16 protein-coding genes are annotated in these 21,997 nt (G+C 73.1%); 11 read left to right on the forward strand and 5 right to left on the reverse strand.

What is annotated here, in order from left to right; genetic code table 11:
• Positions 1-80: 80 nt before the first annotated feature.
• The 3 genes from ACFZDL_RS34815 to ACFZDL_RS34825 are packed head-to-tail and all read right to left on the reverse strand — an operon-like array spanning position 81 to position 3,158.
• Positions 81-1,565, reverse strand: coding sequence for a coenzyme F420-0:L-glutamate ligase (locus ACFZDL_RS34815; protein ID WP_353594302.1), 1,485 nt, complete (start codon positions 1,563-1,565; stop codon positions 81-83).
• A complete protein-coding gene (gene cofD / locus ACFZDL_RS34820) occupies positions 1,562-2,554 on the reverse strand; it encodes a 2-phospho-L-lactate transferase (RefSeq protein ID WP_353594301.1) in 993 nt (330 codons plus the stop codon). The genes ACFZDL_RS34815 and cofD overlap by 4 nt, the downstream gene beginning before the upstream one ends.
• A 58-nt stretch (positions 2,555-2,612) precedes the next feature.
• Complete coding sequence (locus ACFZDL_RS34825; RefSeq protein ID WP_353594300.1) at positions 2,613-3,158, reverse strand: cysteine dioxygenase family protein; 546 nt, start codon at positions 3,156-3,158, stop codon at positions 2,613-2,615.
• A 658-nt stretch (positions 3,159-3,816) separates the two neighbouring features.
• Here ACFZDL_RS34825 and ACFZDL_RS34830 point away from each other — a divergent pair.
• From ACFZDL_RS34830 to ACFZDL_RS34840, 3 genes are all read left to right on the forward strand, one after another.
• Entirely contained in the window at positions 3,817-4,080 is a 264-nt protein-coding gene (locus tag ACFZDL_RS34830; RefSeq protein ID WP_004952403.1) for a WhiB family transcriptional regulator, read from the forward strand.
• Positions 4,081-4,263: 183 nt separating this feature from the next.
• Positions 4,264-8,265: a glycosyltransferase gene (locus tag ACFZDL_RS34835; RefSeq protein ID WP_353594299.1), complete on the forward strand. Its 4,002-nt coding sequence runs from the start codon at positions 4,264-4,266 to the stop codon at positions 8,263-8,265.
• A complete protein-coding gene (locus ACFZDL_RS34840) occupies positions 8,265-9,830 on the forward strand; it encodes a DUF5719 family protein (protein ID WP_353594298.1) in 1,566 nt (521 codons plus the stop codon). Before ACFZDL_RS34835 ends, ACFZDL_RS34840 begins: the two co-directional genes overlap by 1 nt.
• Before the next feature lie 81 nt (positions 9,831-9,911).
• Here ACFZDL_RS34840 and ACFZDL_RS34845 read toward each other — a convergent pair whose 3' ends face one another.
• Positions 9,912-10,298, reverse strand: a complete 387-nt coding sequence (locus ACFZDL_RS34845; RefSeq protein WP_353594297.1) for a metallopeptidase family protein — start codon at positions 10,296-10,298, stop codon at positions 9,912-9,914.
• A gap of 401 nt (positions 10,299-10,699) precedes the next feature.
• Here ACFZDL_RS34845 and ACFZDL_RS34850 point away from each other — a divergent pair, with 401 nt between their 5' ends.
• From ACFZDL_RS34850 to ACFZDL_RS34875, 6 genes are all read left to right on the forward strand, one after another.
• Entirely contained in the window at positions 10,700-11,134 is a 435-nt protein-coding gene (locus tag ACFZDL_RS34850; RefSeq protein ID WP_353594296.1) for a DUF3499 domain-containing protein, read from the forward strand.
• Between the two features lie 155 nt (positions 11,135-11,289).
• A complete protein-coding gene (locus ACFZDL_RS34855) occupies positions 11,290-12,648 on the forward strand; it encodes a phosphomannomutase/phosphoglucomutase (RefSeq protein ID WP_353594295.1) in 1,359 nt (452 codons plus the stop codon).
• 112 nt (positions 12,649-12,760) lie between these two features.
• Complete coding sequence (locus ACFZDL_RS34860) at positions 12,761-12,943, forward strand: Trm112 family protein (RefSeq protein ID WP_353594294.1); 183 nt, start codon at positions 12,761-12,763, stop codon at positions 12,941-12,943.
• Between the two features lie 68 nt (positions 12,944-13,011).
• Entirely contained in the window at positions 13,012-14,232 is a 1,221-nt protein-coding gene (locus ACFZDL_RS34865; RefSeq protein ID WP_353594293.1) for an SIS domain-containing protein, read from the forward strand.
• 46 nt (positions 14,233-14,278) lie between these two features.
• Positions 14,279-15,520, forward strand: coding sequence for a mannose-6-phosphate isomerase, class I (gene manA / locus ACFZDL_RS34870; protein WP_353594292.1), 1,242 nt, complete (start codon positions 14,279-14,281; stop codon positions 15,518-15,520).
• A 95-nt stretch (positions 15,521-15,615) separates the two neighbouring features.
• Positions 15,616-16,536, forward strand: a complete 921-nt coding sequence (locus ACFZDL_RS34875; RefSeq protein WP_353594291.1) for a cation diffusion facilitator family transporter — start codon at positions 15,616-15,618, stop codon at positions 16,534-16,536.
• 134 nt (positions 16,537-16,670) lie between these two features.
• Here the strand turns inward: ACFZDL_RS34875 and ACFZDL_RS34880 are convergent, their stop codons facing one another.
• Entirely contained in the window at positions 16,671-18,866 is a 2,196-nt protein-coding gene (locus ACFZDL_RS34880) for a fructose-specific PTS transporter subunit EIIC (protein WP_353594290.1), read from the reverse strand.
• Between the two features lie 419 nt (positions 18,867-19,285).
• Here ACFZDL_RS34880 and ahcY point away from each other — a divergent pair, with 419 nt between their 5' ends.
• Together ahcY and ACFZDL_RS34890 are read left to right on the forward strand one after the other, a co-directional pair.
• Positions 19,286-20,743 (forward strand): adenosylhomocysteinase, encoded by a 1,458-nt coding sequence (gene ahcY, locus ACFZDL_RS34885; protein WP_353594289.1) that lies wholly within the window; start codon positions 19,286-19,288, stop codon positions 20,741-20,743.
• A gap of 134 nt (positions 20,744-20,877) precedes the next feature.
• The gene (locus ACFZDL_RS34890; RefSeq protein WP_353594288.1) at positions 20,878-21,516 is read left to right on the forward strand and encodes a hypothetical protein; all 639 of its coding nucleotides are present in this window, start codon (positions 20,878-20,880) and stop codon (positions 21,514-21,516) included.
• Positions 21,517-21,997: the final 481 nt, after the last annotated feature.

Below are 21,997 nucleotides of genomic sequence, written 5' to 3' on the forward strand. Positions count from 1 at the left end.
CCCCCGCGGACGGAAGTCCACGGGCCCCGTACGACCGTGGGGGGACGGCCCTTAAGGGGCGGCGGACGTGCCCTTAAGGGCTAACGCACCACCAGGAACGCGTCGGCGTCCCGCGGCGGCCGGGCCGCGGGCGGCGCCGCCGCGCGGCCCACCGCGACCGCCCCCATCGGGTCCCACTCCTCGGGCAGCCCCAGCACCTGGCGCACCACCGGGCGGCAGAACATCGTCGACGACACCCACGCCGACCCCAGGCCCTCACCCGCCAGCGCGACCAGCAGGTTCTGCACCCCGGCGCCCGCCGCCACCACGAACATCTCGCGCTCGGCCGCGCTCCGCCGGGCGTCGGGGTAGGCGTGGGCGCCGTCCGCGACCAGGCAGGGCACCACCAGGCAGGGCGCCTTGCGCAGCACATCCCCGCGCCGCACCCGCTTGGCGATGCTCGCCTCGGAGAAGCCGTCGCCGCGCAGATCCGCGATCCACGCGTCGCGCATCGCGTCGAGCAGCCGCAGCCGCGACTCCTCCGACTCCAGGAGGACGAACCGCCAGGGCGTGGTGTGGTGCGGGGCAGGGGCGGTGATCGCGGCGGCCACGGCCCGGCGCACCGCGGCGCCGTCCACCGGCTCGTCGGTGAACTCCCGCACCGTACGGCGCAGGGTGACGGCCTCCCGTACGGCCTCGGAGGTCCCGAGCCGGAACATGTCGTCGGCGGCCCCGCGGATCAGGGGCCGGGCGCCCAGGTCGGGGTCGGCGGGGGCGCCGGGGCTGCCGGGGCTTTCGGTCTCGGCGGGGCCGGCGGCGGTGCCGGAGTCTTCGGTGCCGCCGGGGCCCTGGGTGCCGCCGGGGCCGTCCGCGCCGTCCGGGCTCGCTCCCGCGGCGTCGGCCGCCCGTACTGCCCGTACGACGTGTGGCAGGCCCCGCACCACCGCCACCGGCAGCCCGCCTGCCTTGCCCTTGACCAGATCCCCCGCCGCGGCCAGCTCGTCGGCCGTGGCGACCACGGTGGCGCTCAGCGGGTTCCCATGGGCGTCGGTGCCGCCGCGCAGGTCCTCCAGCACCCGCACCCCGGCCGCTCCGATGGCGACATCGGTCACCCCGCTGCGCCACGGCCGCCCGAAGGTGTCGGTGACCACCACCCCCACCTCGACGCCGAGCGCGTCCCGCAGCCCGGCCCGGATCCGCCGCGCGGAGGCGTCGGGGTCCTCGGGGAGCAACAGCACGGTCCCTGCGGGGGTGTTGGAGGCGTCCACCCCGGCCGCGGCCATCACCAGGCCGTGCCGGGTCTCCACGATGCGGGTGCGCCCGCGCCGGGCGACGACCCGGACCGCCTCGGCGTCTATGGCAGCCTCGCGGTCCGCGGCCTGGACGACGCGCCCCTCCGCCTTGCTGACGATCTTGGAGGTGACGAGCAGGACATCGCCGTCCGCGAGCCCCGGCAGGCCCTCGGCGGTCGCGGCGTCGGCGATGAGCTTGGCGAGGTCGTCGCCGGGGCGGACCTCGGGGATGCCGGGGAGCGCCCACACCCGGTACGCCGGGGCCTTCACCTGGTGCGTGGGGGCCTGCGTCATGCCCGTACCTCCTCGGCCAGGGCCAGGGCCTGCGCGGCCATCCGGGCCGTGGCCTCTACGTCGGTCATCATCAGCGGGACGGCGCGGCAGCGGATTCCGGCCGCCTCGACCTCGTCCACGGCGGTGGCGTCCACGGTGTCCACGAGCCAGCCGTCGAGCAGCCCGGAGCCGTAGTGACGGGCGACGGCCGCGGCGGTGGACTCCACGCCCACGGCGGCCAGCACCTTGTCGGCCATGCCGCGCACGGGTGCGTCGCCGACGATGGGGGACAGGCCCACCACGGGCACCCCGGCGTCGGCGATGGCCTCCCGGACGCCGGGCACGGCCAGGATGGTGCCGATGCTGACGACGGGGTTGGAGGGCGGGAAGAGGACGACGTCGGCCCCGGCGATGGCCTCCAGCACCCCGGGCGCGGGCTTGGCCTGATCGGCGCCGACGGGGATGACGGCGTGGGCGGGCACGGAGGCGCGCAGCCGCACCCAGTACTCCTGGAAGTGCACGGCCTTGCGCGCGGGGCGGCCCTCGGCGGCCCCCTCGGCAGCCTGGGCGGCGGGATCGTCGATCAGGACGTGCGTCTCGACCCGGTCGTCAGTCATCGGCAGCAGCCGCACGCCCGGCTGCCAGCGCGCGCACAGGGCCTCGGTGACGGCGCTCAGCGGATAGCCCGCGCCGATCATCTGCGTCCGGACGATGTGCGTGGCGAAGTCCCGGTCGCCCAGGCCGAACCACTCGGGCCCCACGCCGTACGCCGCCAGCTCCTCCTTGACGGCGAAGGTCTCGTCCGCCCGGCCCCAGCCCTGGTCCTCGTGGATGCCGCCGCCGAGCGTGTACATCACCGTGTCGAGGTCGGGGCAGACCTTCAGCCCGAAGAGGTGGATGTCGTCGCCGGTGTTCCCGATGACGGTGATGTCGGCGTCCGGCGCCGCCGACTTCAGACCGCGGAGAAAACGGGCGCCGCCGATGCCGCCTGCCAGAACCACAATGCGCATGCGAGACATACTGTCAGGCGCATCCGTTGAGGGTGGTGGGGGGCGACGGGCGGGCCTGTCAGCCGCCTACGACATCCAGCGTGTCCGGGGCGTCCGGAACCAAGCCGTTCGTGCGGCCTTCCGCCAGCTCCCGTACCGCGTCCTGCGAGGGGTGCATCGGCATGTCGGTCAACCCGGGGAAGTAGATGTGCAGGCTGACGGCCGGTTCGAGCGCGTCGTTGACGACGTCGTGGACATAGCCCGGCGCGAAGGCCCGCTGCGCGCCCGCCGTCAGGGTGTGCCGCCCGCCGGGCCCCACCCGCTCGGTCAGCTCGCCTTCGAGGACGGTCAGCACACCCGAGGACGCGCCGTGGTCATGGGCCCCGCTGCCCTGGCCGGGGACCCAGCTGAGCAGCCACACCTCGTAGCCGGGGCCGGTGCGCAGCCGGTGGTACCAGCGGCTGGTGGCGTCGTACTGGACCAGGGGCGCCCAGCTGTCGCGGTCGGCCGCGATGGAGCGGGCCAGTCCGGCGAAGGCGGAGACGGTGGAGGGGTGTGCGGGTGCGGGCGGCAGCAGATGCGGGATGGCGAGCGGGTCACCGGCGATCTGGATGTCGCTGTTCATAGGGGGTTCCTCGGCGGAAGGTGGCGTGGCGGGCGCGTGGACGGCCGGGTGAGGCGGCCGGAGGGGACGGCTGCGTGAGGCGCGCCACAAGGGGCGGCGGCCGGGAGGGCGGCTGTCGGGATGACTGGAGCTCAGGGGCTATCGACAGGCATCAACAGCTGGAACAGCGACAGCGAGCCTGCACAGCGCAGCGGAACCCGTGGTCACGGGTCGCCTGGGGCGCGGGGGTCACTGACATGCTGACAAGGAGACCGGGTCGCCGGCCCCCGTGTCAACTTGACGTCCGGTTGGTGGGCGAGGTTTCACCTCATCCGGTTGCCGGAGCGGCAGAAAGGTTTGTGCCCGCCGGTTAGCGGTCAGAAGGCGCAACACCCGGAACCAGCACCCGGAATCCCCTGGGGTGCAACGGGATCGGCCGTCATGACGTCCTCCCCTGTGAGCGAGAGGAGGGGCAGGGGTGACGGTCGGGGAAGGTGTCGGCTTTAGGCCGATTTGAACACTTTCTGCGTCGCCTTGGTTCCGCAGAGTGAATAAGGGGCTCAATAGCAGATCTCGGCTTGACTGGCCCGGATCGGCACACTTGTAATTTCACTCGTGTCGTTTTGCCGCGGACCAACGGCAGCGGGCACGGGGACGTAATGACGGACGAGGGGCGCACATGACCGAGTTGTTCCAGCAACTGCTGGTCGAAGAGGCGGACGAGGAGCTCGGTTGGCAGGAGCGCGCATTGTGCGCCCAGACCGATCCCGAGTCGTTCTTCCCGGAAAAGGGCGGATCCACCCGTGAGGCGAAGAAGGTCTGCCTCGCCTGCGAGGTCCGCTCCGAATGCCTCGAGTACGCCCTCGCCAACGACGAGCGCTTCGGCATCTGGGGCGGTCTGTCCGAGCGGGAGCGCCGACGTCTGAAAAAGGCCGCCGTCTGAAGGCCGCCGCCTGACTCCACGCCATACCAGACCTGAACCCAGCGGTCCGCCTCCCGCGCCCTGGCGCCGGGAGGCGGACCGCTGTGTGGACAGCCGTTAGTGTGGGGCCCCGTCCGAGACGCGCGGGCGCCGCCAAGGGCGCGCGCGTCCACTGCAGTCCAGCGAACCGGGGCCCGTACCTCGATGTCCGTGCACAGCCACCAGGCGGCCCAATACCCGGCCGCCAACGCCGCGTTTGCGTCCACCCAGACGCCGGCGTTTCCCCGCCATGTCGTCACCGCCGTGCTCGTCGCCCACGACGGCGCCCGCTGGCTGCCCGAGGCGCTGGCCGGGCTGCTCGGCCAGGAGCGGCCCGTCCAGAGCGCGATCGCCGCCGACACCGGCAGCGCCGACAACTCCGCGCAGCTGCTGGCCGACGCCCTCGGCCCCGACCGGGTGCTCCACCTCGCCCGCCGCAGCGGCTTCGGCACCGCCGTCGCCGAGGCGGTCCGCGGCGCCGAGGTGCTGGGCCCCGAGGAGCTGCCGTACCTCAAGCGGCCCAGCGGCTGGGACCCCGTCAACCGCACCTGGCGCGACGACGCGTACGACATGCCGGAGCTGCCCCACGGCGAGCCGATCCAGTGGCTGTGGCTGCTGCACGACGACTGCGCCCCCGCCCCGGACGCCCTCGCCGAACTGCTGCGCGTCGCGGACGACCACCCGCGCGCCGCGATCGTCGGCCCCAAGCTGCGCAGCTGGTACGACAGCCGGCAGCTGCTCGAAGTCGGCGTCAGCATCGCCCGCAGCGGCCGCCGCTGGACCGGCCTGGAGCGCCGCGAACAGGACCAGGGCCAGCACGACCAGGTGCGGCCGGTGCTCTCGGTCTCCACCGCCGGCATGCTGGTGCGCCGCGACGTCTGGGAGGAGCTCGGCGGCTTCGACCCCCGGCTGCCCCTCATGCGCGACGACGTGGACCTGTGCTGGCGCGCCCAGGCCGCCGGCCACCAGGTGCTGATCGCGCCGGACGCCGCGCTGCGCCACGCCGAGGCCGCCTCCCGCGAGCGGCGCCCCATCGACTGCGTGGGCCGCTCTGTCGCCGGACCGCACCGCGTCGACAAGGCCGGTGCGGTCTACACCCTGCTGGCCAACAGCCGCGGGGCGGCGCTCCCGTACGTCATGCTGCGGCTGGTGCTCGGCACGCTGCTGCGCACCCTCGCGTATCTGGTGGGCAAGGTGCCCGGGCAGGCGCTCGACGAGGTCGCCGGGCTCTTCGGCACGCTGCTGCGCCCCGAGAAGATCCTCGCCGCGCGCAAGCGGCGCGGGAGGCCCGTGGCCGAGAAGGACGAGCTGCGGCCGCTGTTCCCGCCGCCCGGCGCCACGGTGCGGGCCACCGTCGAACAGATCGCGAGCAACCTCGGCGGACGGTCGGAGCCCGAGCTGTCCTCCGGCGGGCGGCACGGGGCCGTGGAGTCCGGGCCGGGCGACGACGACGCCGACTTCCTGGAGGTCGAGCAGTTCGCCCGGCTGAAGCGGATCGCCCGCAAACCCGGGCCGATGCTCTTCGCCGTCCTGCTGCTCGTCTCGCTCGTCGCCTGCCGCGATCTGCTCGGCGCCGGGGCGCTGACCGGCGGCGCGCTGCTGCCCGCGCCCGACGGCGTCAGCGAGCTGTGGGCGCGCTACCTGGACGGCTGGCACCCGGTGGGGACCGGCGGGACGCAGAGCGCGCCGCCGTATCTGGCCGTGCTCGCCTCGGTCGCCACGCTCTTCCTGGGCAGCACCGGCTTCACGCTCACGCTGCTGCTGGTCTGCTCGGTGCCGCTGGCCGGCTTCACCGCGTACTTCGCCTCCCGGCCGCTCGTCGAGTCCCGGCTGCTGCGCGCCTGGGGGAGCGTCGCGTACGCCTTCCTGCCGGCCGCGACCGGGGCGCTGGCGAGCGGGCGTCTGGGCACCGCCGTGCTCGCCGTCCTGCTGCCGCTGATGGCCCGCGCCGCGGTCGCGGCGAGCGGGTTCCAGCTCGGCGAGCGGGCGCGCGGCGGCGAGCGGCCGAGCTGGCGCGCCACCTGGGCGTACACGCTGCTGCTGACCTTCACCATGGCGTTCACGCCGATCGTCTGGCCGATCGCGCTGGTCCTGGGCCTGGGGGTGCTGTCGGTGCGGTTCGCGGAGAGCCGCACCGAGCAGCTGATGGCGTACGGGCTGCGCTTCCTCGCCGTCGTCCTCACCCCGCTGGCCGTGCTCGCGCCCTGGTCGGCCGATCTGCTGACCGACCCGGGCCGGTTCCTGGACGAGGCGGGTCTCGACTACTCCACCGGCTCCGCGTCCGCCCTGGACCTGCTCGCGCTGAGCCCCGGCGGCCCCAAGGCCGGCGGAACACTTCTGCTGCTCGGCTTCGTCCTGGCGGCGCTCGGCGCGCTGATGCGCACCGAGCGGCAGCCGGCGGTCCGTACGGCATGGGCCGTGGCCCTCACCGGCTTCCTCTTCGCGGCGCTCGCGAACGGCTCCGGCTGGGCCGGGCCCGCGACCCTCGTCTACGGGCTGGCGCTGCTGGGTGCCGGCGTGGTGGGCGCCGAGGGCGCACGGGAGCGCGTCGCGGCGCAGAGCTTCGGCTGGCGCCAGCCGCTCGCGCTGCTGATCACCGCGGCCGCGGCCGCCGCCCCCCTGTGGGCCGCCGCCCACTGGATGCTCAGCGGCGCGGACGGCCCCGTCGGGCGGCGCGACCCCGACCAGGTCCCGGCCTTCGTCGCGGCCGAGAGCAGCACCCGCGACCAGGCGCGCACCCTCGTCCTCGACGGTGACGCCGCCCGCGCCGACTACGTCCTGGTGCGCGGCTCCGGCGCCCGGCTCGGCGACGCCGAGCTCACCGGCGCGGCCGGCGGCGACAGCCGGCTCGACCGGGTGGTGGCCAACCTGGTCGCGGGCTCCGGCGCCGACCAGACCAGCCAGCTCGGCGGCTACGCCATCCGCTATGTGGTGGTGCGCGAGGGCTCGGCGCGCCAGATGAGCCGGGTGCTGGACACCACACCGGGGCTCACCAGGCTCAGCCAGGAGGACGGCAGCGCCCTGTGGCGGGTCAACCAGCGGATCTCGCGGGTCACCATCGTCCCCGGCGCCCAGGCGGGCGAGACGGCCGGGACAGGGGGTCAGGGCGGCTCGGCGGCCGGGTCCCAGGCGGCGCCGGTGAACGTCCCCTCCGGTCCCGTCGAGGCGCACACCACCGTCCCGGCCGGCCCGGCGGGGCGGGTGCTGCGGATCGCCGACAAGGCGACGCCCGGCTGGCAGGCCACGCTCGACGGCAAGCCGCTGAAGGCGACGACCGTGGACGGCTGGGCGCAGGGCTTCGAGCTCCCGGCGAACGGCGGGCGGCTCGACCTGAGCTACGACGCCCCCGTCGGGCACACCGCCTGGATGTGGGCCCAGGGGCTGCTCGCGCTGGTCCTGGTGGTGCTGGCGCTGCCGGGCCGCCGCCGTACCGTCGACGACGACCTGCCGGAGGCGGAGGCCGCGGCGGTCGCGGCCGAGGACCTGACGGGCGACGGGCGCCGGGCGCGGCGGCTGCGGGCCGCCGCGGAGGCGGAGGCGGCGGCGCAGGCCGCGCAGCGGTCGGCCGATGAGCAGCCGGCCGACGCGCCGGGCGCGCAGGAGCAGCCATACGCCGGCCAGGCCGGTCACGCGGGCCAGGTCGGTCAGGAGCACCAGGCGGCTCAGACCGGGCAGGCGGCTCAGGCCGGGCACGCTGCTCAGGCCGGACAGACGGACCAGGAGGCCGCCGCCGACCCGTACGCCGCGGTGCCGCAGCAGCAGTACGGCGAGTGGGACGCCCAGTCGTACGCGGACGCGGGCTACGGCCAGTACGCGGGCGGCCAGTACCAGGGCGGCCAGTACCCGGCCGGTGACTACGCCGGCGCCGGCTACCAGGGCGCCGGCTACCAGGGCGGCGAGTACCAGGGCGCGGGCACCGGCTACCAGGGCGCCCAGGACCAGTACGGCCAGGAGCAGTACGGCCAGGACCAGTACGCGCAGGGGCAGTACGCCCAGGGTCAGGGCCAGTACCCGGCGGACCCGTACGCCGGCGGCCAGTACGCCGATCCGTACGCCTACGACCAGCAGCAGCCCTACGCCGACGGCGGCACGTACCCGCCGCAGGGCGACACGACGTACGGCGGCGCCGACCCCGAGGCCCGCCGCGACGGGAGCGAGCAGCAGTGATGAACCGCACCATCCTGTCCCTGATCGGCGCCACCACGGCGCTCGCGGCCATCACCGGCGTCGCCTCGCTGACCGCGGGGTCCTCCGACGACACGGCACCGGCGGCCAAGGCGGCCACCAGGCTGCCCGTCGAGCGCTCCACGCTCCTGTGCCCGACGCCCACCTCCTCGGACGTGGGCACCACCACCTACACCGCGTTCACCCCCAAGGGGGCGGGCGCGCAGGGCGCGAAGAAGGGGACCGCCGGGCTGCTGCCCGCCCAGGGCCCGCAGGACGACTCCGCGGGCGACTCCGCGGGCGGCGGCCAGAAGGACACCGGGAAAGACCGGAAAGGCACTCAGAAGGACAAGGCGAGCCAGCCCTTCGTGGCCCTGAAGGAGCCGGGGAAGCCGGTCACCGCCGAGACCGACCGCTCGGACGCCCCCGCGCTGATCGGCACCGCCGACGGCCCCCTCGCCCCCGGCTGGACCGTGCAGCAGACCACCACCGTGGCCGCTGGCAGCGGGCGCGGTGTGCTGGGCACCACGTGCGCCGCGCCCGACACGGACTTCTGGTTCCCCGGCGCCAGCACCGCCAAGGACCGGCAGGACTATGTGCACCTGACCAACCCGGACGACAGGGCGGCCGAGGTGGACCTCAAGCTCTATGGCGAGAACGGCCGGCTCAAGCCCTCGACCGACGAGGCGGTCACGGTCCCGGGCCGGTCCACCGTCCCGGTGCTGCTCTCCACCCTGACGGACGTGGAGGCGACCGACGCGACCCTCAGGGTGTCGGCCCGCTCCGGCCGGGTCGGGGCGACCGTCCAGGCGGTGGACGAGTCGTCCGGCAGCGACTGGCTCCCGGCCTCGGCCGAGCCGTCGACCAGCGTGGTGCTGCCCGGTATCCCGGCGGACGCGACCTCGGTGCGCCTGGTGGTCTACGCGCCCGGCTCGGACGACGCGGACCTGAAGGTGCGGCTGGCCGGGCGCAGCAGTTCGATCACCCCGGCCGGCCATGAGTCGCTGCACGTCAAGAGCGGGATGACCGCGTGGGCCGACTTCGGGAACCTCACCGAGGGCGAGCCGGGCTCTCTCGTGCTCACCCCTGAGGACGGGGAGGGCCGGGCCGCCCCGGTCGTGGCCGCGCTGCGGGTGACCCGCGGCAAGGGGAGCAACCAGGAGACGGCCTTCATCCCCGCCACCACGAGCATCGAGCGGAACGCCACGGCCCCCGACAACCGCTCCAAGGGTTCGACGCTGTCCCTGGTGGCGCCGAGCGCGTCGGCGAAGGTGCGGGTCACCGCGTCGGCCGGGAGCGGGGGCGGCACCCCCGTCAGCAAGACCTACGACGTCAAGGGCGGCACCACCCTGGCCGTGCAGCCGCCGCGCCCGGCCTCGGGCAAGGGCGGATACGCGGTGACGGTCGAGCGGATCTCGGGCGGGCCGGTGTACGCGTCGCGGATGCTGGCGCTGCCCCAGGGCGGCGTGCCGATGTTCACGATCCAGGCGCTGCCCGACGACCGGGGCACGGTCGCGGTCCCGGCGGCGCGCCAGGAGCTGTCCCTGCTCAACGACGGGAAGCAGTGACGCGGTGACGTCGCGGTGGCTCTGCGCCGTCGAGACCCCGTCGCCACGGCGTGTCGGCGGGGCAAAGCCACCGCAAGAGGGTCAGTCCTGCCCGTAGCGCGGGTCCACCAGTTCCGGGGCGAGCCCGAGCAGCTCGGCGACCTGCTCGACGACGACCTCGTGGACGAGCAGCGCGCGCTCGTCCCGGGTCTTGGCGCGGATCTCGACCGGGCGGCGATAGATCACGATGCGGTCCGGGCTGTCGCCGCGCGCGGCGATGAACTGGCCGAGCGGCACGGATTCGCCGTCCCAGCCGTCCGGGCCGCCGTGCCCGCTCATGGTCGGCACCTCGAGCACGGCGAAGTCGACGGCGGACAGCTGGGGCCAGCGTCTCTCCAGCCGCTCCGCGGACTCCTGGACGAGATCCAGGAAGGAGGCCGCGCGGCTGACCGAGAGCGGCACCTGCGGCGGCGCGATCGGTCCGCGCATTCCACGCCCGTGCCGATCGCGGCGGCGCGGGCGCGGCTCGGACTGATGAGGTGGTACGGGCCTGGTCATCACTCACGAGGGTAGCTGTCAACGGCAACCGGGTACGCGCTTACCGGACAGCGCGTCCGTCACCGGCGCCGACATCCCTCTGACGGCGTCTTGCGCATCGCCGCCGAGTGCGCTCCTTACGTCGCCAGATGAATATTCCGGCCATCCTTCCGCCCGAAAACAGTCGCCTCTTGGGTCGGCTTTCTTACACAAGATGATCTATATCGGATCGAGCCGTGACCGGATTCGTTCTCGCCGGTCATCGCCCTCCGTCTGAGTCCGCGCTGGTCAACGCCGATGTTCACGGATCGGGACGCACGGGGCGAACCGTGACGACACGGCGGAGTGAGCTGGTGGAGAGTCGTCGCGGCCCGCTCAAGAGTGCGGTACCGTCCAACGTCGTGAGCCCTGTACGTCGCTGTTCGCGCACCGCGTGCGGCCGCCCCGCCGTCGCGACGCTGACGTACGTCTACGCGGACTCGACCGCGGTCCTCGGGCCACTCGCCACCTATGCCGAGCCGCACTGCTACGACCTGTGCTCCGAACACTCCGAGCGGCTGACCGCCCCGCGCGGCTGGGAGGTCGTCAGGCTCGCCGTCGACACCGGCCCGCCCCGCCCCAGCGGTGACGACCTGGAAGCCCTCGCCAACGCCGTGCGCGAGGCGGCCCGCCCCCATGAGCGCGCGTCCGGCGGCTCGCCGGGCCCGGGGGGCGGCGGCCGGGAGGGCGACCCGCGAGAGGCCTCCCGCCGCGGCCACCTGAGGGTCCTGCGCTCGCCCGACTCCTGAGCCTTCCCGCTCCCTCCCCTCGGCTTCCGGCCGTACCACCGCCCCGAGCGCGCCGTACGACGGGCTTCACAGTTGCCCCCCAGGTCCTACGGGTAGGTTTTGAACCCCCAGAACGTAGAGACCCGCAGAAGTTGAGACCTCCAGAAGGGACTGCTGTGACCGACTTGTCGCAGATCGTGAAGGCGTACGACGTGCGCGGTGTGGTCCCGGACCAGCTGAACGAGCCGCTCGCCGAGCTGTTCGGCGCCGCCTTCGCCCGGGTGACCGGCGCGCGCGCGGTCGTCGTCGGCCATGACATGCGCCCCTCGTCGCCGGGCCTGTCGCGGGCCTTCGCGACCGGGGCCGCCGCGCTCGGCGCGGACGTGACCGAGATCGGGCTGTGCTCCACCGATCAGCTCTACTTCGCCAGCGGCCACCTCGACCTGCCCGGCGCGATGTTCACGGCCAGCCACAACCCCGCCCGGTACAACGGCATCAAGATGTGCCGCGCGGGCGCCGCCCCCATCGGCCAGGACAGCGGGCTCGCCGAGATCCGCGCCCTGGTGGAGGAGTGGTCCGCGGGCGGCGCGCCCGACCCGGTCGCCGCCCGCGGCACGATCACCCAGCGGGACGTACTCGACGCCTACGCCGCCCATCTGCGCTCGCTCGTCGACGTCACCGGCATCCGCCCCCTCAAGGTCGTCGTCGACGCCGGCAACGGCATGGGCGGCCACACCGTCCCCACCGTCTTCGACGGGCTCCCCGTCGAGCTGGACGCGATGTACTTCGAGCTGGACGGCACCTTCCCCAACCACGAGGCCAACCCGCTCGACCCCAAGAACATCGTCGACCTGCAGGCGCGCGTCCGCGAGACCGGCGCCGACCTCGGCCTCGCCTTCGACGGCGACGCGGACCGCTGCTTCGTCGTCGACGAGCGCGGCGAGCCGGTCTCCCCGTCCGCGATCACCGCCCTGGTCGCCGCCCGCGAGCTGGCCAAGCACCCGGGCGGCACGGTCATCCACAACCTCATCACCTCGTGGTCGGTGCCCGAGGTCGTCAAGGAGCACGGCGGCACCCCGGTCCGCACCCGCGTCGGGCACTCGTTCATCAAGGCCGAGATGGCCCGCACCGGCGCGATCTTCGGCGGCGAGCACTCCGCGCACTACTACTTCCGCGACTTCTGGAACGCCGACACCGGCATGCTGGCCGCCCTCCACGTCCTGGCCGCGCTCGGCGAGCAGGACCGCCCGCTGTCACAGCTGGTCGCCGGGTACGACCGGTACGCCGCCTCCGGCGAGATCAACAGCGTCGTGGACGACCAGGCCGGGCGCATGACCGCGGTCAAGGCCGCCTACGAGGGGCGCGACGACGTCGAGCTGGACGAGCTGGACGGGCTGACGGTGACGGCCGCGGACTGGTGGTTCAACCTCCGCCCCTCCAACACCGAGCCGCTGCTGCGCCTCAACGTGGAGGCGCGCGGCCCGGAGACCGCCGCCCGCGTCCGCGACGAGGTCCTGGCCGTCGTCCGCGCCTGAGTGACGGCAGCCCTGAAGCAGCCCTGAAGGGGAGGGGGCGCCCCGCCCTCTCCCCGGCGGTACGCTGACTGCGCTGGACTCAAAGCGAAGCAAACCGAAGGGACGACGCCCCATGCCGCTCGAAGCCGGTCTGCTGGACATCCTCGCCTGCCCGGCGTGCCATGCGCCGCTGCGCGAGGAACAGGGGCCGCAGACGCCCGAGCTGGTGTGCACGGGCGAGGGGTGCGGTCTCGCCTACCCGGTCCGGGACGACATCCCGGTGCTGCTCGTCGACGAGGCGCGCCGCCCGGCCTGACGCCATCCGGCGCACTTCCCGCACCGCACCGCACCGCCCCGCCCACGGCGATCGGAGGCCGAAGCACCATGCTCGACGAATCCCTCCTCGACGCCCCCGAAGCCCTCGCCCGCGCGGACGCCCGCGGGCTGCTGCGCGGGGCCGCGGAATCCGGCGCCCGGGTGCGTACCGCGGCCCGGTACGCCGCCGAGGCGGGGGTCGCCGACCTCAAGCCGGACGGCCGGCCGCGCACCGTACTGGTCGCGGGCCCGGGCGCGGCGGGGAGCTGCACCGCCGACCTCCTCGGCGCCCTCAGCGGGAACAACTGCCCCGTCAGCCTGATCGCGCCCACGGGCGTGGCGCCCGCCCCGGGCGCGCTGCGCTGGACGCTGCCCGGCTGGGCGGGCCCCCTCGATCTGCTGCTGCTCGTCACGCCGGACGGCGCGGAGCCGGGGCTGCCACCGCTGGTCGAGCAGGCCTACCGGCGCGGCTGCTCGATCGTGGCGGTCGCGCCCGCGCACTCCCCGCTGGCCGCCGCCGTCGAGCAGGCGCGCGGGCTGACGGTCCCCCTGGCCACTGCCTCGCACAATGACTCGGCGCCGTACGACACGGCCCCGCCCGCCCCCGCCGGCACCCCGCCGCCCGAAGGGCAGCACACCGAGCCGACGGGCACGGCGCCGGACGAGGTGACCGGGCCCGCCCTGCCGGGCACCCTGTGGGCGCTGCTCACCCCGCTGCTGGTGCTCGTCGACCGCATCGGCCTGGTGGCCGCCCCGCCCAGCGTGCTGCAGCAGGTGGCCGACCGGCTGGACCAGGTCGCCGAGCGCTGCGGCCCGGCGATCGCCACCTACACCAACCCCGCCAAGGCCCTCGCCGTCGAGCTCGCCGGTTCACTGCCGCTGATGTGGACCGAAGGGCCGGTCGCGGCGGCCGCCGGGCGGCGCTTCGCGAGCCTGCTCGCGCTGCTCGCCGGGCGCCCCGCGCTCGTCGCCGAGCTGCCCGGGGCGCTCGCCGCCCACGGCACGCTGCTGGCCGGATCGCTCGCCGGCGGCGCCGACCCCGACGACTTCTTCCGCGACCGGGTGGAGGAGGCCGAGGCGCTGCGGGCCCGTGTTGTGCTCTTGTACGACGAGCAGGTGAGCTCGCTCTCGGCCGTGCCGACCGCCCGGGAGCTCGCGCTCGCCCACGACACGGCGCTCAGCGAGCTCGAACCGGGCGGCGGCGGTGTGCTGGAGAACGCGGCGGAGCTCCTCGCCATCACGGATTTCACCGCCGTTTACCTGGCGCTCGCCTCCACGGAGAGATCATGACGGAGTAATCCCGTCCTTCCGTACGTACAGTCAGGAACCGCACCGCATGGACCGCCTCGTCAACACCGTCCGCCCCTACGCCTGGGGCTCCGCCACCGCCATCCCCGCGCTGCTGGGCACGGAGCCGACGGGCGAGCCGCAGGCCGAGCTGTGGATGGGGGCGCACCCCGGGGCGCCGTCCCGCGTCGACCGCGGCCAGGGCCCGGCGGCCCTCTCCGACGTGATCGCCGCCGACCCCGAGGGGGAGCTCGGCCCCGACGCCGTACGCCACTTCGGGCCGCGGCTGCCGTTCCTGCTCAAGGTGCTCGCCGCCGCCTCGCCGCTCTCCCTGCAGGTGCATCCCGACCTGGCCCGGGCCAAGGTGGGGTTCGCGGACGAGGAGGCGCGCGGCGTCCCCGTCGACGCCGCCCACCGCAACTACAAGGACGCCAACCACAAGCCCGAACTCATATGCGCGCTCACGCCCTTCGACGGGCTGTGCGGCTTCCGCGGCGCCGACGAGGCCGCCGGGCTGCTGGCCGCCCTCGAGGTGGACTCGCTCAAGCCGTACGTGGACGTCCTGCACGCCCACCCGGAGTCCCACGCGCTGCGCGAAGTCCTCACCGCCGTACTGACCGCCGACCGCGAGGCGATCGCGGACACCGTCCACCAGGCCGCCGCCGCCGCGGAACGGCTCGGCGCGCAGGACGGCCCGCACGCCCCCGCGTACCGCGCGTACGCCTCCATCGCCCGGCACTACCCGGGCGACCCCGGCGTGATCGCCGCGATGCTGCTCAACTACGTACAGCTGCACCCGGGCGAGGCGCTCTACCTCGGCGCGGGCGTGCCGCACGCCTATCTCGGCGGCCTCGGCGTCGAGATCATGGCCAACTCCGACAACGTGCTGCGCTGCGGTCTGACCCCCAAGCACATCGACGTCCCCGAACTGCTGCGCATCGTCCGCTTCGAGAGCGAGGCGCCGGGTGTGCTCCGCCCCGAGGCGGATTCCTCGGGCGAGGAGGTGTACACCACCCCGATCGACGAGTTCCGGCTCTCGCGCTACGTCCTGGCCGAGGGCGCCGGGCCGCGCCGGCTGCCTTCCCGCACCCCCCAGATCCTGCTGTGCGTCTCGGGTACGGCGGTGCTGCGCGCGCGGGGCGGAGAGGTCGGCGACGGCGGGGACGGCGGCGACGGCGGTCAGGCGGCCGAACTGCGGTTGGCACAGGGGGAGTCGGCCTTCGTACCGGCGGGTGAGGCCGTGGCGCTGTCCGGGCCCGGCACTGTGTTCCGGGCCACAGTCGCCGCCTGACGCACCGCCGCTTGGCGGGGCTGCAACAATGGCCCGCCGTATGCAGTAAAGCGACGGCAAAGCTGCCGCGTGACGGAAGGGACATTCGGCACAAAATGAGTGCATCAGGCGGAACCAAGGCGATTGTTGCCGCGCTGGGCGCCAACCTGGCCATCGCCGCAGCCAAGTTCGTGGCGTTCGCGTTCAGCGGCTCGTCGTCGATGCTCGCCGAGGGCGTGCACTCGATCGCCGACTCAGGCAACCAGGGCCTGCTGCTGCTCGGCGGCAAGAAGGCCAAGCGCGAGGCGACCCCGGAGCACCCCTTCGGCTACGGCCGTGAGCGCTACATCTACGGCTTCCTGGTCTCCATCGTCCTGTTCTCCATCGGCGGCGTCTTCGCCCTCTACGAGGGCTACGAGAAGATCAAGCACCCGCACGACCTGGAGCACTGGTACTGGCCGGTCGGTGTGCTCGTCTTCGCGATCATCGCGGAGGGCTTCTCGTTCCGTACGGCCATAAAGGAGTCGAACGAGATCCGCGGCGCGCTGACCTGGTCGCAGTTCGTGCGCCGGGCCAAGGCCCCCGAGCTGCCCGTCGTCCTGCTCGAAGACCTCGGCGCCCTGGTCGGCCTGGTGCTCGCGCTCGGCGGCGTCGGCCTGTCGCTGCTCACCGGCGACGGCGTCTGGGACGGCATCGGCACGGTCTGCATCGGCGCCCTGCTGGTCCTGATCGCCCTCGTGCTGGCGGCCGAGACGAAGTCCCTGCTGCTGGGCGAGGCCGCCGACGCGGACCAGGTCGCCAAGATCCGCGAGGCCCTGGTGGACGGCGAGACGGTCACCAGCCTGATCCACATGCGCACGCTCCACCTGGGCCCCGAGGAGCTTCTGGTCGCCGCCAAGGTCGCGGTCCAGCACGACGACACGGCGGCGGAGGTCGCCCGCGCGATCGACGCGGCGGAGGCCCGTATCCGCGAGGCGGTCCCCATCGCCCGGGTGATCTACCTGGAGCCGGACATCCTGCGCACCACCTCCGCGTAAGCGCTCACACACGGCGTCGGCCTCCGCGCCCGCACCGCGGGCGCGAAGGCCGACGCCGTTTCCGGCCGCGTCCAGGGCTGCTGCTCGGGGTGCTCCTCGGGCGCGGCTCGGGACGTGGCAAGCGGATCCGCGCGCTATTCGATCTCGCCGAGCACTCGCAGGATCGCCGCCTCGTCCGCGGCCCCCAGCAACCGCTCCCGGAACTCCGCACTCATCAGCTTCCGCGACAGCAGCGCCAGGATCCGCAGGTGCTCATCGCCCGCCGCCGCCTCCGGCACCGCGATCATGAACACCAGCTTGGCCTTCGTACCGTCCAGCGCACCCCACTCGATGCCCTCGGGCGACCGCGCGAAGCCGACGACGGGCTCGGTCACCGCGTCCGTCTTGGCGTGCGGAATCGCGATCTCCTCGCCGAGGCCGGTCGTGCCCTGCTCCTCGCGGGCCAGCGCCGCCCTAACCAGCTCCGCCACATCGGCGACCTTGCCGGAGGTGGCCAGCAGCTCGGCCATCTCCCGTATGGCGGCCTCCTTGCCGTCCGCCGCCAGCCGTTCCCGTACGGTCTGCCCGGTCAGATACCCGGACAGCACCTGATCCGCCCCATCCGCCGACGCACCCTCGGACACGGCCGCAGAAGCGGGGGCAGGGTCAGCCGCAGGCGCAGAAGCAGAGTCAGCCGCAGGGGCAGAACCAGCCGCAGGGGCAGAACCAGCCGCAGGGGCAGAACCAGGCGCGGACCCGGACCCGGCCGCGGCCGCGCCCGCGGCCCCCGCCCCCTCCGCCGCGACCCCCACCAGCGCCGGCTCAGGCATCGGCGCGGGAACGCCGGCACCGCCGGCCGCGCCCGGCCGCGGAGCCTCATCGCCCCCCTGGGCCGCATTCCCGCCGACCGACATCAGCGCGATGGTCGTGACCGCCGTGGCCGCCGTGCCGATCACGACGGCGACGAAGAACATCGGCACCCCGCCGACCGCACCGAGCAGCGCCACGATCGGACCGCCGTGCGGCACGTTGTCCTCGACCGACGCCAGCCCCGCCACCGCACCGGCGACCGCGCCGCCGAGCATGTTCGCCGGGATGACCCGCGCCGGGCGCGCCGCGGCGAACGGGATGGCGCCCTCGGTGATCCCGAAGAAGCCCATGAACAGCGCGGCCAGGCCGGTCTCCCGCTCCTGGTCGTCGAACATCCGGCGGCGGATGAGCGTGGCCAGCCCCTGGCCCAGCGGCGGGACCGGGATGGCCGCCGCACACATCCCCATGACCTCGGGGTTCTTGGAGACCAGGCCTGCGCCGAAGAGGAAGGCGGTCTTGTTGACGGGACCGCCCATGTCGAACGCGATCATCAGCCCGAGGATCGTGCCGAGCAGCGCCGCGCTGGTGCCGGTCAGCCCGCCGAGCCAGTCGGTCAGGTTCTCGAAGACCCACGAGATCGGCTCGCCGAGCACATAGATGAAGAACAGCCCGAGCGCCGAGGTCGCCACGATCGGGATCACGATGATCGGCATGATCGGCTGGACGAACTTGGGCACCTTGACCATCTTGATCCAGCGCACCAGATAGCCGGCCAGGAAGCCGGTGACGATCGCGCCGATGAACCCCGCGCCCGCCTCGCTGTCGTACAGCTCGCCGTGCGCCGCGATCCAGCCGCCGACCATGCCCGGCACCAGCGCGGGCCGGTCGGCGATCGCATAGGCGATATAGCCGGAGAGCACCGGGATCATCAGCTGGAAGCCGATCACGCCGATGTCGTTGACGGACTTCCAGAAGGAGTCGTCGGGGATGACGATCCCCTTGGGCGTCGTATCGCCGCCCAGCGCGAGCGACACCGCGATCAGCAGCCCGCCGACCACGACGAACGGGATCATGTACGAGACGCCGTTCATCAGCGCCTTGTACGTGATGCCGCGCCCCTTGGCGCCGGCGGAGCCCCCCGCGCCGCCGCCCGGCCCAGGTCCCGCGGCGGAGCCGTCCCCGCCGTACACCGGAGCGCGGCGGACCTGCTCGATCAGCCGCTCGGGGTGGTGAATACCCTCCGCGACGCCGACGACCAGCACCCTCTTGCCGACGAACCGGCTGCGGTCGACGTCCTTGTCCGCGGCGATGATGATGCCGTCCGCGTCTCTGACATCGTTGTCGGAGAGTACGTTCTCGGCCCCGATGGAGCCTTGTGTCTCCACCTTCATGACGTGCCCGAGCGACTTCGCGGCCTGGGCCAGCTTTTCCGCGGCCATATAGGTGTGCGCGATGCCGGTCGGACAGGCGGTCACGGCGAGCAGCTTGAGCCCTGGTCCGCTGGCCCCCGCGCCAGTGGGGGGATCGGCTGGACTGGTCACGTGGTTCTCCTCCTACAGCGCGTTGATCGAGCGCGGGAAGGTGCAAGGGTCCCCGTGCCGAACGCATCCCGCAAGAGGTCGGGGACCGGAACACAGCCCGGATCGGCGACCCACCGGAACCCCGGCCTCCGTGATCGTGGCGGGGAGGCGGCCGAAGAAAGCGTCCACAGGCTGAAGAAAGCCGCCATCGACTGGGGCTCGCTGCGCCGATCGGTGTAGATTCGTGACGAGCCAGACGTCGCTGCTGATGGCGGTCGGGCGGTCCGTCCCGCGGACCGGCCGAGGGAGAGAGGGCCTCCGACGGACTGCGCCTGCGAGCAGGGGACCGGTGTGTCCGTATGACCACGGTGCCGAGGGACCGCTGCCGCATGCCCAGCCGAAACCACTCTCGCTCGACACCGATCGATGAGGAGCAGCAGATGACGAATGCCGTCTCCGGTCAGGACTTCAAGGTCGCCGACCTGTCCCTGGCCGCCTTCGGCCGCAAGGAGATCACCCTCGCCGAGCACGAGATGCCCGGTCTGATGGCGATCCGCAAGGAGTACGCCGCCGCCCAGCCGCTCGCGGGCGCCCGGATCACCGGCTCGCTGCACATGACCGTGCAGACCGCGGTCCTGATCGAGACCCTGGTCGCGCTCGGCGCGCAGGTCCGCTGGGCCTCCTGCAACATCTTCTCCACCCAGGACCACGCGGCGGCCGCGATCGCCGTCGGCCCGAACGGCACCCCCGAGGACCCGCAGGGCATCCCGGTCTTCGCCTGGAAGGGCGAGACCCTGGAGGAGTACTGGTGGTGCACGGAGCAGGCGCTGACCTGGCCGGGCACCGCCACCGGCGGCCCCAACATGATCCTGGACGACGGCGGTGACGCCACCCTCCTGGTCCACAAGGGCGTCGAGTACGAGAAGGCCGGCGCCGCCCCGGACGTCTCCACCGCGGAGAACGACGAGCACCGCGTCATCCTGGAGCTGCTGAACCGCACCCTCGCGGAGAGCCCCCAGAAGTGGACGCAGCTCGCCTCGGAGATCCGCGGCGTGACCGAGGAGACCACCACGGGCGTCCACCGCCTGTACGAGATGCACCGGGACGGAACGCTGCTCTTCCCGGCGATCAATGTGAACGACGCCGTCACCAAGTCGAAGTTCGACAACAAGTACGGCTGCCGCCACTCCCTGGTCGACGGCATCAACCGCGCCACCGACGTGCTGATCGGCGGCAAGGTCGCCGTCGTCTGCGGCTACGGCGACGTGGGCAAGGGCTGCGCCGAGTCGCTGCGCGGCCAGGGCGCCCGGGTCATCGTCACCGAGATCGACCCCATCTGCGCGCTGCAGGCGGCCATGGACGGCTACCAGGTCGCCACCCTGGACGACGTGGTGGAGACCGCGGACATCTTCATCACCACGACCGGCAACAAGGACATCATCATGGCCTCCGACATGGCCAGGATGAAGCACCAGGCGATCGTCGGGAACATCGGCCACTTCGACAACGAGATCGACATGGCCGGTCTCGCCGCGATCGCCGGCATCGTCAAGGACGAGGTCAAGCCGCAGGTCCACACCTGGACGTTCCCCGACGGCAAGGCGATCATCGTGCTGTCCGAGGGCCGTCTGCTGAACCTGGGCAACGCGACCGGTCACCCGTCCTTCGTGATGTCCAACTCCTTCGCGAACCAGACCATCGCCCAGATCGAGCTCTTCACCAAGCCGGAGTCCTACCCGACCGACGTCTATGTGCTGCCCAAGCACCTGGACGAGAAGGTCGCCCGGCTCCACCTCGACGCCCTCGGCGCCAAGCTGACCACGCTCCGCCCGGAGCAGGCCGCCTACATCGGCGTCCCGGTCGAGGGCCCGTACAAGTCCGACCACTACCGCTACTGATCAGCGCCTGATCGCCTGCCGATCAGCCACTGACCGCATCAGCATCCGGTAGCCGGCCCCCGCCTCGGCGGGGGCCCAGGGCCCGCCCAGGCCGGTTCGGCCGGGCGGGCCTTCGCACGTCAAGGACCAAGCCCATGCCCCGCGGCCGCTACTCCCTCCACGATCCGCACGATCACGCCCCGCTCGGCGAGGAACACTTCCACTGCGCGACCGGCCCGACCGGCTGGCGCTACGTCGCCCAGCTCACCTCCCCCTCCGGCGACCACAGCGGCTCAGTGGACCTCACCCTCGACGAGCTCGGCCGCCCCCTGCGCCTGGAACTGAACGCCGCGAGCTGGCGCGTCCGCGGCGCGGCGCTGGACGGCGTCACCTGGGTCCGTACCGACCCGTCCGGAGCACACGCGACCGAGGGCAATGTCGCCGCCCACGCCTTCACCGGCACCTCGCCGGCCTTCCTGATCGCCACGGCCCGCCTGCTCCGCCTCACCCCGGGCGCCCCCGCCACCCGCGTCCGTCTCGTCGCCTTCACCGCTCCCGTCCTCGCGCCCCGCACCCTCGACCAGTCATGGGCCCTGCTGGACAGGACGGCACACCCGACGGACACCGGCCCTCTGATGGTGGACGAGTACCAGGTCACGGCCCTCGACACGGGCGAGCGACACTCGGTCCACATCGCCGGAGACGTGGTGCTGGCGGCACCCGGCATCGAGCTCGAAGAGCTTGAGACCCCACCGTCGTCCTTCTCCGACCCCCTTGCCGAACCGGATGCTTGACCTTCGGCTCCTGCGGAGTTACAAAGACAGTCGTTGGTTGCTTCACATGACGGTCGAGACGCCGCTCAGACGTCGAGACAGCGGGTCGACACACCGCTCACCACGCGTGGCGCACTGTGCATGGACCCCCTCTGACCTGCTATTGTGCTTACCTCGCCCAGGCCCCTTGACGGGGGCTGCCGGGGGAGGTAGGTTTTAACGGTTGCGGCGAGCAGGGTTTGCTCGCGGGCAACCGTTAGCACCAAGATCGCCCGGGCTCTGAATTCCGATTCGAGCGGGGCACTTCGATCCCGCAGGAATCGCGAAGCCGATTAGGTCGGCCGATGCGAGTCTGCTAAAGTCGAAACAGCCGAAAGGCAAAGGCCACTCCAACGGCCACCAGAAATGGAATTCGGACCGGGAACGGACCGGAAAACGGATCTGGTAAGGTTGGAAACACCGAAGGGAAGCGCCCGGAGAAACCGGTGAAACGGTTACGAAG

Origin of the sequence: Streptomyces sp. NPDC007917 (assembly GCF_042959105.1) — a bacterium.
In the GTDB taxonomy this organism is placed as follows: domain Bacteria; phylum Actinomycetota; class Actinomycetes; order Streptomycetales; family Streptomycetaceae; genus Streptomyces.

What these genes read in the sequence shown, in the direction of transcription:
- ACFZDL_RS34815 (WP_353594302.1), bottom strand. Translation starts at nt 1,565, where the DNA reads ATGACGCAGGCCCCCACGCACCAGGTGAAGGCCCCGGCGTACCGGGTG.
- cofD (WP_353594301.1), bottom strand. Translation starts at nt 2,554, where the DNA reads ATGCGCATTGTGGTTCTGGCAGGCGGCATCGGCGGCGCCCGTTTTCTC.
- ACFZDL_RS34825 (WP_353594300.1), bottom strand. Translation starts at nt 3,158, where the DNA reads ATGAACAGCGACATCCAGATCGCCGGTGACCCGCTCGCCATCCCGCAT.
- ACFZDL_RS34830 (WP_004952403.1), top strand. Translation starts at nt 3,817, where the DNA reads ATGACCGAGTTGTTCCAGCAACTGCTGGTCGAAGAGGCGGACGAGGAG.
- ACFZDL_RS34835 (WP_353594299.1), top strand. Translation starts at nt 4,264, where the DNA reads ATGTCCGTGCACAGCCACCAGGCGGCCCAATACCCGGCCGCCAACGCC.
- ACFZDL_RS34840 (WP_353594298.1), top strand. Translation starts at nt 8,265, where the DNA reads ATGAACCGCACCATCCTGTCCCTGATCGGCGCCACCACGGCGCTCGCG.
- ACFZDL_RS34845 (WP_353594297.1), bottom strand. Translation starts at nt 10,298, where the DNA reads ATGCGCGGACCGATCGCGCCGCCGCAGGTGCCGCTCTCGGTCAGCCGC.
- ACFZDL_RS34860 (WP_353594294.1), top strand. Translation starts at nt 12,761, where the DNA reads ATGCCGCTCGAAGCCGGTCTGCTGGACATCCTCGCCTGCCCGGCGTGC.
- ACFZDL_RS34865 (WP_353594293.1), top strand. Translation starts at nt 13,012, where the DNA reads ATGCTCGACGAATCCCTCCTCGACGCCCCCGAAGCCCTCGCCCGCGCG.
- manA (WP_353594292.1), top strand. Translation starts at nt 14,279, where the DNA reads ATGGACCGCCTCGTCAACACCGTCCGCCCCTACGCCTGGGGCTCCGCC.
- ACFZDL_RS34875 (WP_353594291.1), top strand. Translation starts at nt 15,616, where the DNA reads ATGAGTGCATCAGGCGGAACCAAGGCGATTGTTGCCGCGCTGGGCGCC.
- ahcY (WP_353594289.1), top strand. Translation starts at nt 19,286, where the DNA reads ATGACGAATGCCGTCTCCGGTCAGGACTTCAAGGTCGCCGACCTGTCC.
- ACFZDL_RS34890 (WP_353594288.1), top strand. Translation starts at nt 20,878, where the DNA reads ATGCCCCGCGGCCGCTACTCCCTCCACGATCCGCACGATCACGCCCCG.